9 protein-coding genes are annotated in these 11,968 nt (G+C 66.9%); 6 read left to right on the top strand and 3 right to left on the bottom strand.

Annotated features, from left to right (window positions below):
- Window positions 1-57: 57 nt before the first annotated feature.
- From LT970_RS04515 to LT970_RS04505, 3 genes are all read right to left on the bottom strand, one after another.
- Complete coding sequence (locus LT970_RS04515) at window positions 58-927, bottom strand: amidohydrolase family protein (RefSeq protein WP_232688271.1); 870 nt, start codon at window positions 925-927, stop codon at window positions 58-60.
- 184 nt (window positions 928-1,111) lie between these two features.
- Entirely contained in the window at window positions 1,112-4,036 is a 2,925-nt protein-coding gene (locus LT970_RS04510) for a hypothetical protein (protein WP_232688270.1), read from the bottom strand.
- Window positions 4,037-4,291: 255 nt separating this feature from the next.
- A complete protein-coding gene (locus tag LT970_RS04505) occupies window positions 4,292-4,759 on the bottom strand; it encodes a MaoC/PaaZ C-terminal domain-containing protein (RefSeq protein ID WP_232688269.1) in 468 nt (155 codons plus the stop codon).
- Between the two features lie 125 nt (window positions 4,760-4,884).
- Between LT970_RS04505 and LT970_RS04500 the strand changes: the two genes are divergently transcribed.
- From LT970_RS04500 to LT970_RS04475, 6 genes are all read left to right on the top strand, one after another.
- Window positions 4,885-6,045: a thiolase C-terminal domain-containing protein gene (locus LT970_RS04500; protein ID WP_232688268.1), complete on the top strand. Its 1,161-nt coding sequence runs from the start codon at window positions 4,885-4,887 to the stop codon at window positions 6,043-6,045.
- Window positions 6,042-7,547: a zinc ribbon domain-containing protein gene (locus LT970_RS04495; RefSeq protein ID WP_232688267.1), complete on the top strand. Its 1,506-nt coding sequence runs from the start codon at window positions 6,042-6,044 to the stop codon at window positions 7,545-7,547. The genes LT970_RS04500 and LT970_RS04495 overlap by 4 nt, the downstream gene beginning before the upstream one ends.
- A 72-nt stretch (window positions 7,548-7,619) precedes the next feature.
- The gene (locus LT970_RS04490; protein WP_232688266.1) at window positions 7,620-8,915 is read left to right on the top strand and encodes a 5'-deoxyadenosine deaminase; all 1,296 of its coding nucleotides are present in this window, start codon (window positions 7,620-7,622) and stop codon (window positions 8,913-8,915) included.
- 78 nt (window positions 8,916-8,993) lie between these two features.
- Window positions 8,994-9,881, top strand: a complete 888-nt coding sequence (locus tag LT970_RS04485; protein WP_232688265.1) for a 3-hydroxyacyl-CoA dehydrogenase family protein — start codon at window positions 8,994-8,996, stop codon at window positions 9,879-9,881.
- On the top strand, window positions 9,878-10,705 hold the full coding sequence (locus tag LT970_RS04480; RefSeq protein ID WP_232688264.1) for an enoyl-CoA hydratase/isomerase family protein: 828 nt from the start codon (window positions 9,878-9,880) through the stop codon (window positions 10,703-10,705). The genes LT970_RS04485 and LT970_RS04480 overlap by 4 nt, the downstream gene beginning before the upstream one ends.
- Window positions 10,706-10,822: 117 nt before the next feature.
- Entirely contained in the window at window positions 10,823-11,935 is a 1,113-nt protein-coding gene (locus LT970_RS04475; RefSeq protein WP_232688263.1) for a helix-turn-helix transcriptional regulator, read from the top strand.
- The last annotated feature ends 33 nt before the right edge of the window (window positions 11,936-11,968 follow it).

The raw sequence follows: 11,968 nt of genomic DNA, 5'->3' as shown, positions 1-11,968 counted from the left end.
CCGGGTTCAACGCGCCGACTGTGGATTCGTGGCGTGCTTGACGACTAGCGTGTGGGTCTACAGTCCCAGGAACTCCTCGGCGTTCTCCCAGAGGAGTTTCCGGTAGACGTCGTCCGAATAATCCGTACTCTCTTCGAGGGACTCGAGCCACTCCCCGGGGTGGATCATCGGGTAGTCCGTGCCGAACATCACCTTGTCCTGGAGGATGGTTCCCGCGTAGTGGAGTACCTGGTCGTCGATGTACTTCGGAATCCACCCGGAGAGGTCCATGTAGACGTTGCCCTTCTGCTGGCAGATGGCGAGTTGCTCTTTCTCCCACGGGAACGCCGGGTGTGCGATGAGAATCTGGAGGTCGGGATGCTCGGCGGCGACGTCGTCGAGGAGCATCGGGTTCCCGTGCTTGATTTTCAGTCCGCGACCGCCGGGTGAGCCTGCGCCGAGTGTGGAGTTCCCACCGTGGAAGACACAGGGCACACCCAGGTCCTCGATGGTGTTCCAGAGTTCCTCGTGTTCGGGGTCGCTCGGGTCGAAGCCCTGCGCGATCTGCTGGAACTTGAACCCGGAGAGGTCGAGGTCTTCGACCGCCCGGCGCGCCTCCTCGACGCAGTCCTCTTTCAGCGGGTCGACGGACGCGAATCCGACGAAGAAATCGGGGTGCTCGTCCCGGATTTCGGCGACGTAGTCGTTCGGCACGGCGGGGTTCCCGGTGTTCGTCTCGGCGTCCCACCCGAGCAGAATCGAACGCCCGACGCCCGCCTTGTGGTACTCCTCGATCATCGCCTCGTAGTCCCACGTCTCCATCTCGGTGCCGAACTTGTTCGCGGCGTCCTCCATCATCTGGCCGCCGGCGTCCTCGAGGAACTCCGCGGTCGGCTGGTGGGCGTGTGTGTCGATGGCGCGCGGTTCGTCAAGCAGGTCGTCGAGCATGCCCTGGGATGAGTTGGCAGGCGGCAAAATAACAGTGGGTTTCCGTTGGTTGTGACGGGTCGAGCAGTGCTCACTGGCGCGGCGTCTCACAGCTACCGGAGGAGCAACTCACTGCGACGTTCGCCGAAAATAGAGAGGTGCTGGTGTTCCTGAAGCCGGTGAACCGGCCCGTTGGCTCCGACTATCAGTTCGACTCTTCGTCGCGACGGCGGACGACGAGGCCTGCGGCCGCGACGAGGCCGACGTACAGCGGCAGACCGACGGAGTCCATGAACGGAATTCCGATTCCGCTGGATGCGTCAGCGACCGGTTCTCCGGATATCGCGCTCTGTCCCGGCGGCGGCCCGCACGAGTACACCGTGCCGTTCGTTCCACCGGGGTACTCGCATTCCTCGGTGCTGGACTTGACGACGACGGTGCTAATCGTATCTTCCGACGTCCAATTCGCCGCGATTGGTTCGCCCTCGCCGTTAGTCACGACGTCCGTGATGTTGACCCCCATGCTGTCACCGCCTTCCGGTTCGAAGGAGCTATCGTTCCACTCGAACTTCACGAGGAGGCTTTCTCCCGCCGGGCACGGATCGCTCCCGGTCTGGTTACCGCCCTCGACGCAGAAGGCGATGTAGCTGATACCTGCTACGTTGTTGGTGGTCGTCGTAGTCGGCTGCGTGGTCGTTGCCGTCGTCGTCGTGGTTGTCGTCGTGGTCGTGGTCGGCGTCGTAGTCGTCGTGGTCGGCGTCGTAGTCGTCGTGGTCGGCGTCGTGGTCGTCGTGGTCGGCGTCGTGGTCGTCGTGGTTGGCGTCGTGGTCGTCGTGGTTGGCGTCGTAGTCGTCGTGGTTGGCGTCGTAGTTGTGGTCGTTGTCGGCTGTTCAGTCGTCGGTTCCTCAGTCGTCTTCGGTGCCTTCGTCGTCGGTTCCTCAGTCGTCTTCGGTGCCTTCGTCGTCGGTTCCTCAGTCGTCTTCGGTGCCTTCGTCGTCGGTTCCTCAGTCGTCTTCGGTGCCTTCGTCGTCGGTTCCTCAGTCGTCTTCGGTGCCTTCGTCGTCGGTTCCTCAGTCGTCTTCGGTGCCTTCGTCGTCGGTTCCTCAGTCGTCTTCGGTGCCTTCGTCGTCGGTTCCTCAGTCGTCTTCGGTGCCTTCGTCGTCGGTTCCTCAGTCGTCTTCGGTGCCTTCGTCGTCGGCTGTTCAGTCGTCGGTTCCTCAGTCGTCTTCGGTGCCTTCGTGGTCGGCTGTTCAGTCGTCGGTTCCTCAGTCGTCTTCGGTGCCTTCGTCGTCGGTTCCTCAGTCGTCTTCGGTGCCTTCGTGGTCGGCTGTTCAGTCGTCGGTTCCTCAGTCGTCTTCGGTGCCTTCGTCGTCTTTGGTTCCTTCGTCGTCGGCTGTTCAGTCGTCGGTTCCTCGGTCGTCGGTTCCTCAGTCGTTGGCTGCTCGGTCGTCGGTTCCTCAGTCGTCGGTTGCTCAGTCGTCGGCTGCTCGGTCGTTGGCTGTGCCGTCGTCGGCGGCGCCTGCTCCGGCGGGCACTCGCTGTTGACGATGTACGCTGCGCCGGCGTTCTCGCCGTTGGCGTCGTTGAACGGCGCGCCGACCGCGACGTCCTCGAGGCCGTCACCGCTCGTGTCGTTCACGTCGGCCACTGCGTAGCCCGCGCTGTCGTTTGCGGACTCGCCGTAGAGCTTCTCGTCCGCGTCCGCGAGCGACGTGACGCCGGAGATGTTCTCGGCACCGTGGACGAGGTACGCCGCACCGGAGTCCTGACCCGTGACGCTGTCGTTGCCGGGCGCGCCGACGATGATGTCGGCGAGGCCGTCACAGGTGATGTCGCCGGACCCGGCGGAGGAGACCGCCCAGCCAGCGTAGTCACCGGCACCGGCACCTGTGAGCTTCAGCGCCGCGTTCGCGAGCGACTGGTTGCTCGGCAGGCTCTGCCCCCCGAGTACCAGGTACACCGCGCCAGCGTTGTCGCCCGCGGTGTCCTCGAACGGCGCGCCAACGAGCATGTCAGCGTAGCCGTCGCCGTTCACGTCGCCCGCCGTGGAGACCGCGATTCCGGCGTTGTCGCCCGCGGACTCACCCGTGAGCGTCATCGTCGCGTTCCCGAGACTCGTACTCCCGGACCAGTCCGCGAGGTTCGCGCCGCTCACGACGTAGGCCGCGCCGGACTCGACGTTCACGACGTTCGTGTCGAACGTTGAGTTGTTGCCGGGTGCACCGACGAGCACGTCACCCGCGCCGTCGCCGTTCACGTCCTCCGCGGACCCGACGGCGTAGCCGGCCAGTGCGTGTGGCACCTGACCGGTCAGTTTCACGTCCGCGCTGGACAGCGATACGTTCGACCCGAGGGAGTCGCTCCCGAGGACGTAGACTGCTCCGGAGTTGTTCCCCTCGGCGTCGTGGTACGGCGCGCCGACGAGCAGGCGTGACGTGTCGGCCCCGCCCGCGTCGACGACTGCGAGCGAGAAGCCCGCGGCGTCGTTGGCGGACTCCCCGACGATCTTTGCGTCGCTGTCGGCGAGACTCACCATCCCGCTCAGGCTCTCGTTTCCGTAGACGACGTACGCCGCGCCTTCGTTCGTGTCGTTGGTCTTCGCCGGGTCGCCGACCGAGTGGTTCGGCGCGCCGATGACGACGTCGCTGACGTTGTCGCCGTTCAGGTCGCCGGCGGCGATCGAAGCCCCAACGTTGTCCCCCGCGGCTTCGCCGGTGAAGACGACGTCAGCCGAACTGGCGTTGTACTCGCCGCCTTCCACGGGACCGTAGAACAGGTAGACTGCTCCGGAGTTGTTCCCCGAGACGTCGGCGTTCGGCGCGCTGACGAGCACGTCCGGTGTGCCGTCGTTGTTGACGTCTCCGGCGCCGACAATCTCAGCACCGAGCGTGTCGTTGGCCTCGTTTCCGCGTATCGTGACGTTCGCGTCCGCGAGGTTCGTTTGACTTGCCCCGTCTGTGTCCTCTTGAATGCTCCCTTGAGAGCTGTTCGCGTGGTTCGGCATCGCGCTGGCGGCCCCGGGTTCGTCCGCGATAGTCCCCCCAACCATCGGTGCGACGAACACGGAACCGATCATCAGCACTGCGAGCGTTACTGCTACCGCTGACTTCCCACCTTTTCCACCCAACATACCTGTAAATTTGCACGATAAACCCCCCCTTAGTTATTATACAGTGATGACATGAGTAACCTGCTCATTTATCAACCCGGTTCGAAACAGTTGCCGGCCAGACGCTCGGTATGGACGCGAGAAGGCAGCCAGAAGGCTCCAAAGAACAGTTCGTTCAGTAAGGTCGATGGACGTTACCGACGAAGCAGCATACCTGAATATATGACACTATCGACAATCCCGAACTGAACGCAGGGAACCGACGCGGGGATTCGGTTACGCCGACGCCTCGGTTTTCACCATGAACTTCATATCACCAGAGAAAACTTCCTCGCCGTCTTGGTTCGTCATCTCCGTGTCGATGACGACCATGCCCGCGTCGTCGCGAGAGGAGAACTCCTTGGTGTCCGTGACCTCCATATCCAGAGAAATAGTGTCGCCCATCGCCACGGGTGCCGGGATGTCCATGTAGTTCATCCCGAGGAAGGCCTTCACGCGGCGCTCCAGGAACCCACAGCGATAGACGAACCCGGTGGCGAGGATGAACGTCATCGGGCCGTGGGCGACCCGTTCCCCGAACATGGAGTCCTCGGCGTACTCTGCGTTCGTGTGGAGTTCCGTCCAGTCGCCGGAGAACGCCGAGTGCATCACGAAGTCCGACTCCGTGACGGTTCGCCCGACGCTCTCGAAGGTCTGCCCTTCCTCGAACTCCTCGAAGTACTGTGGCTCGTAGCTGTAGGCCATACCGGAAGGCGATTCCCGAGTGACAAATAGTTATGCCGAGGCTGTGTCCTCACAGGCGAGTTCCCACCGCCGACTGCGCACCGCGTCGGCGAGAGATTATGAGGGAGGGTCGAGAATCACCGCGTATGCGTGACGCCTACATCGTCGGGGCGGGGCAGACGGCCTTCGGGTCGTTCCCCGAGGAGTCCTATCGCTCCCTGTTCGCCACCGCGTTCGACCGCGCGATGGCGAGCGCCGACGCCCTCTCCCCGGAGGACATCGACGAGGCAGTGGTCGGAACCCTCGGCGTGGGAGGGCGACAGATCGGGCTCTCCGGGCCGGCGGTCACCGAGCACGTCGGACTCTCCGTGCCGACGACGCGTGTCGAGAACGCCTGCGCGGCGAGCGGCTACGCCGTCCGGAACGCCGTACAAGCCGTGAAAAGCGGGATGGCGGACGTCGTCCTCGCTGGCGGCTACGAGGTGATGACGGACGCAAGCGGTGACGCCACGAAGTACTGGCTCGGCGTGAGCGGCGAGACGGAGTGGGAGCGACTCACTGGAACCACGTTCGCCGGCACGTACGCCCAGATGGCTGACGCCTACCTGCACGAGTACGATGCCACTGTCGACGACCTCTCACGGGCGGCAGTGAAGAACCACGCGAACGGCGCGAAGAACCCCCACGCGCACCTCGCGTTCGAGTGCTCGTTGGAGGACGCCAGCGAGGGGACCGTGGTCGCGGACCCGCTGACGCTCTATCACTGCTGTCCGACGAGCGACGGCGCGGCCGCCGTCGTCGTTGCGAGCGAGGACGTGGTCGACGACGCGGACTTCGACGCGGCAAGGGTCGCGGGCGTCGGCGCGGCGAGCGACCGCGTCGGCCTGTTCGAGCGCGACACCTACACGTCGATTCCGGCGAGCGAGCGCGCCGCCGAGGCGGCCTACGAGATGGCCGACCGCAACCCCGGCGACGTCGACCTCGCGGAGGTCCACGACTGCTTCGCCATCGCGGAACTGCTCGCGTACGAGGACCTCGGATTCTGTGGGCGCGGCGAGGCACCCGAGTTGCTCCGCGAGGGCGCGACTGACCCGGACGGCGACCTCCCGGTGAACGTCTCCGGCGGTCTCAAATCGAAGGGGCACCCCATCGGCGCGACCGGCGCGGGGCAGGTCGTCGAACTGTGGAAGCAACTCACCGGTCGCGCGGGCGACCGGCAGGTCGCGGACGCGAACCTCGCGCTCGCGCACAACGTCGGTGGGAGCGGCGGCGCGGCCGTCGTCACCCTGCTGGAGGGAGACCAATGAGCGGGCACGAGCGGGGCGGTGGCGGGGAGCAGCGACAACCCGGAATCGCCGCCGTCGGCGCGTACATCCCCCGATTCAGGCTCTCTGCAGACGCAGTACGGAACGCTCTGGGGGCGTTCCACGCGCGCGGCGTCGAGTCGGTCGCGGTTCCGGACGCGGACGAAGACGCGCTCACCATGGCGGCGGAAGCGGGACGCCGCGCGCTCGCAGCCAGCGACTACGACGCGGGCGACGTGGACTCGCTGTTCCTCGCGTCCACGACGTTACCGTACGACGAGGAGGCGGGGACGGGGCGCCTCGCGAGTCTGCTCGGCGTCGAGAACGACGCTCGAACGGCGCAGTTCTCGGGCAGCACCGCCGCCGGCGGCGAAGCGCTCGCGGCGTCGCTGGACGGTGCCAGCGTACCCGGCGAGGGTGACGGCGACACCAGCGGCGTCGCACTCGTCGTCGCGTCCGACTGCCCGCAGGGAGCAACGGACGAGTCGGTCGGCCACGCAGCGGGCGCGGGCGCCGCGGCAGTGGTCCTGGCGCCGGGCGGCGCTGGCGAGGTTACCGAACGCGGGTCGTACAATGCGGCGTACCCCGGAACCCGGTTCCGGGAGCGCGGGAACGAAGAGACGACGGGACTCGATGTGACGTCCTACGACCGGCAGGCGTACCGCGAGACGGTCGCGGGCGCTGTAGAAGACCTCGGCCTGGAGGACGATGTGGCCGGACCGGAGGCCGCGGCGCTCCAGGCGCCGGACGGTGACCTGCCGTATCGCGCGGGCCGCTCGCTCGATATCGACGCGGAGACGGTGGCTGCGGGCACCGCGGTCAGCGAGATCGGAGATACTGGCGCGGCGAGCGCGCTACTCGGGTTCGCGGACGCCGTCGACACCGGATACGAGAACGTGCTCGTGGTTTCGTACGGAAGCGGTGGCGCGGCCCACGCGTTCCGCGTGACAATCGACGGCCGCGTCCCGGCGCGGGTCACGCTGTCTGGCGACAGAGACCTCGACTTCGCGGGCGCGCAGCGACGGCGGGGCGCGTTCGACTCTGGCGTACCGGAAGGCGGCGGCGCGTACGTCAGCGTGCCGTCCTACCACCGCACGCTCCCCCAGCGTCACCGCCTCGTCGCGGGACGCTGCCGGAACTGCGGGGCGCTCCGGTTCCCGCCAGAGGGCGCGTGCGTCGAATGCGGCAAGCGTCCGGGCTACGACGACGCGCAACTCTCGGAGACGGGCACGGTGGAGGTGGTGACGACCATCTCGCAGGGCGGCGCACCGCCGGAGTTCGTCCCCCAGCAGGCCCGCGCCGGCGACTACGCGAGCGCAGTCGTCGCGTTCGAGGGGCGCGAGGGCGGCGGCGAGGTGAGCGTTCCCGTGCAGGTCGTGCTAGTGGGCGATGACGCGCCGGAGATCGGTGACAAAGTCGTGGCTCGGCCGCGCCTGCTGTACGAACAGGAGGGCGTGCGGCGGTACGGTGTGAAAGGCGTTCCGGCGAGCGACCGACGAGAGTAGCCGACGCGACTCCCGTTTCGGGCTTCCGAATCGGAACCGGTTAGGGGCGTGGGCGTCGTACGACGCGAGGGAATGACGCTCCTCCACGCCGACACGCTGGTCTGTGACGCCGACACCGTCCTCGCGGAGGGCGCGCTGGTCGTCGAGGGCGACACCATCGCCGCCGTCGGAGGCCGCGACGACCTGCTTTCTGCCTACCCCGACCACGAGCGCATCGCGTGCGACGTGCTCGCCCCGGGTCTCGTCGGTGGACACGTCCACTCCGTGCAGAGTCTGGGGCGCGGGATGGCCGACGACACTGAACTACTGGACTGGCTGTTCGACCACGTCCTCCCGATGGAGGCGTCGATGAGCGCCGAGGAGATGCGCGCAGCGGCGGAGTTGGGCTATCTCGAGTTACTGGAGTCCGGAACCACGACAGCCATCGACCACCTCTCCGTCGCGCACGCCGACGAGGCGTTCGAGGCCGCGGGCGAGTCGGGCGTTCGCGCGCTGATGGGGAAGGTCCTGATGGACAAGGACTCGCCCGAGGGGCTGATAGAGGACACCGACGACGCGCTGGCGGAGACCGAGGAGTTGATCCGGGAGTACGACGGCGCGTGGAACGACCGGGTTCGATACGCCGTCACGCCGCGCTTCGCGGTGTCCTGCACGGAGGAGTGCTTGCGCGGCTGTCGCGACCTTGCGGACGAGTACGGCGTTCGCATTCACACGCACGCGAGCGAGAACAAGGGCGAGATAGAGAGCGTCGAGGAGAACACCGGGAAGCGAAACATCCACTGGCTCGACGAGGTGGGGTTGACCGGCGAGGACGTCGTGCTCGCGCACTGCGTGTGGACGGACGAGACGGAACGCGAGGTGCTCGCGGAGACGGGCACGCACGTCACCCACTGCCCGTCCTCGAACATGAAACTCGCGTCCGGAATCGCGCCGGTCCGGGACTACCTCGACCGCGGCGTCAACGTCGCGTTGGGGAACGACGGTCCGCCGTGTAACAACACGCTCGACGAGTTCACGGAGATGCGCCAGGCCAGCCTCCTCGGGAAGGTGTCGGACCTCGACCCGACTGCGCTCCCCGCGCGCACGGTGTTCGAGATGGCGACGCGGAACGGCGCGAAGGCCGCCGGGTTCGAGACCGTCGGCAAACTCCGCGAGGGGTGGAAGGCCGACGTCGTCGGTCTGCGGACGGACAACGCGCGCTCGACGCCCATCCACGACCCGTTCTCCCATCTCGCGTTTGCCGCCCACGGCGACGACGTGACGCTCACGATGGTCGACGGCGACGTACTGTACCGTGACGGCGAGCACGTCCGGATGGACGCGAAGCGTGTGCGGCGACAGGCGCGGGAGTTCGCGAAGGCGTACTGAAAATTCGCTGCGTTCCTCGCCACCGCAGTCGCCCCCGTCCTACGTAGCTTTTTCACGCATACCGAGCAATCCACTCACATGAAGGTAGCCGTACTCGGCGCTGGCACGATGGGCCACGGCATCGCCCAGGTTTCGGCGATGGCGGGCCACGACGTGTGGCTCCGCGACGTGGAAGACGACATCGTGCGAGATGGGTTGAACAGCATCGAGTCGAACCTCGAGGGCGGCGTCGAGCGCGAGAAGGTGACCCCGGGCGAACGTGACGCCACGCTCGACCGGCTGACCGGGACCACGGACCTCGACGAGGCGGCGGGCGACGCCGACCTCGTCGTGGAGGCCGTGCCCGAAGACACCGACCTCAAGCAGAGCGTGCTGTCCGAGGCCGCGGACGCCGCGCCCGCCGACGCGGTGCTCGCGTCGAACACGTCCAGTCTCCCCGTCACCGAACTCGCATCGGTGCTCGAGAATCCCGAGCGGTTCGTCGGTCTGCACTTCTTCAACCCCGTACACATCATGGCGCTCGTGGAAGTCGTCGTCGCGGAGCAAACGAGCGACGAGACGCTCGCGTTCGCCAGCGATTTCGTCGAGGACGTGGGGAAGACGGCCGTCGAAGTCACCGATTCGCCCGGGTTCGCGTCCTCCCGACTCGGCGTCGCGCTGGGCGTCGAGGCGATGCGGATGGTCGAGGAAGGCGTCGCCGACCCCCGGGACGTGGACGCCGCGATGGAACTCGGCTACAACCACCCGATGGGACCCATCGAACTCGGTGACGTCGTGGGGCTGGATGTTCGCCTGGACATCCTCGAACACCTCCGGGAGGAGCTCGGCGAGCGGTTCCGCCCGCCCCAGAGTCTCAAGCGGAAGGTGCGCGCCGGGAAACTCGGGAAGAAGACCGGCGAGGGGTTCTACATCTGGGAGGACGGCGAAATCGTCGGCACGAGCGGCGAACGGGGTGGGGAGCAATGACCGCGGGCGACGACGTGCCGACCGTCGAGGACGCCGTGGCGGACTACGAGTTCGTTCGCGTGCGCGAAGACGACCCCGAGTACGTCACGACGGTCACCATCGACCGCCCGGACGCGCGGAACGCGCTGAACGCGCAGGTTCGGCGGGAACTGAAGTCGGTGCTCGCGGCGGTCGAGGACAGCGACGCGCGCGTCGTCGTTCTCACGGGCAGCGACGACGCGAAGGCGTTCGTCGCGGGCGCGGACGTCGGCGAGTTACGGGAACGCGACGCCATCGAGCAGCGCCGTGCGAGCGAGCGACCTCGGGTTTACGAGGTCGTCGACGACCTCCGCCAGCCAGTCATCGCGCGACTGAACGGGCACGCGCTCGGGGGCGGCCTCGAACTCGCACTCGCCTGCGACGTCCGGCTGGCCCACGAGCGCGCGAAACTCGGGAGTCCCGAGATCAACCTCGGAATCATTCCGGGCGGCGGCGCGACCCAGCGCTTGCCGCGCCTCGTCGGCGAGGGCCAGGCGATGAAACTCGTGCTGTCGGGCGAACCGGTCGACGCCGAGGAAGCAGCGGACATCGGACTCGTCGAGGACGTGTACGACGACGGCGAGTTCGACGACGCGGTCACGGAACTGGCGGCGTCGATGGCCGCGCACAGTCCGGTCGCCCTGGAGTTCGTGAAGGACGCGGTGAAGGCGGGGTCGAGAACAAGTCTGGAGGAGGGAATCGAGTACGAGGCCGAACTGTTCGCGCAACTGTTCGCCACCGCGGACAAGAACGAGGGCATCGACGCGTTCTTCGAGGACCGCGAACCCGAGTGGCAGGGGCGGTAGCCGGCCAGTACCCCGGGTTCGGTGCGTAGACTGGGACCCGAATCGGACCCGCCGAATAGTTATAGGTGTGACAGAAGCGATAATAACGCTTTCAACGCTCGCCGTTCGACGGGGGATATGAACCGCGGAGTGGTGTGTGTCCTGCTCGCTCTGGTGGTCGTCGCGGGCGTTCCCGTCGGCGCGGCGACGCCGAGCGAAGCCACCGGAATGCCCGAGGAGTTCGACCCCGACAGCGTGTCGCTCTCTGCGAACCTGCACGAGAACGGCAGCGCGACGTGGACGTTCACCTACCGGATGCGACTGTCGAACGACTCCGAGGTGGCGGCCTTCGAATCCCTCCAGGCGGACATCCAGAACGACAGTTCCGCGTACACGGAGACGTTCCGGAAGCGCATCGCGGAGACCGTCGCCGCCGCGGCGGACACGACGAACCGCGACATGAGCGTGTCGAACGTCGCGATATCGACGCGAGTGAACACGTTCAACGAGGAGACACTCGGCGTCGTCACGTACTCGTTCAAGTGGTCGAACTTCGCCGCCGTGAACGGCGACCGACTGGTCGCGGGGGACGCCCTCGAGGGGTTCTACCTCGACAACGAGACGTCGCTCAGAATCTCGTGGCCCGAGTCCTACGGACTGGTCGACGTCGACCCGGACGCCCAGCGCCCGAACGAGAACGCGGTCGAGTGGGCCGGCCCGAAGGAGTTCTCGACGGGCGAGCCCCGGGTCGTGGTGTCGCCGGGTGCCGACGACGCGACAGACTCCGAGGACGCCAACACGCCGCCGCCGGACGACGGTAGTGGGAACGCGGGCCTGAGCGAACTTCTGGTTCCGGCGGTCGTCGGGGCACTTGCGGCGGCGGGCGTGCTCGGCGCCGCTGGCTGGTACTACCGTGAGCAGTACGGGGACGACCGCACGCCGGGCGGCGGGTCGGACGACGCCGCTGCTGGGGGCGGTGACGGTGCAGCGACCACCGGCGCGGACGAGTCCGCGGCGGGCGAGTCGACCGACGACGAACCGCCGGCGGAACTCCTGAGCAACGAGGAGCGCGTGAAGCGGTTCCTCGACCGCGAGGGCGGGCGCGCGAAACAGCAGGCGCTCGTCGACGAGATGGACTGGACTGAGGCCAAGACCAGCCAGGTGGTCAAACAGATGCGCGAGAACGACGAGGTCGAGTCGTTCCGCATCGGCCGCGAGAACGTCCTGAAGTTGCCTGACGACGAGGAGTAACGTCGCGGTCGGCACTCGACGTGGACCCCGAGC

Origin of the sequence: Halobacterium zhouii (assembly GCF_021249405.1) — an archaeon.
GTDB classification, from domain to species: domain Archaea; phylum Halobacteriota; class Halobacteria; order Halobacteriales; family Halobacteriaceae; genus Halobacterium; species Halobacterium zhouii.
The sequence above is the reverse complement of the archived record's forward strand: the minus strand, read 5'-3'. Positions and strand labels throughout refer to the sequence as shown.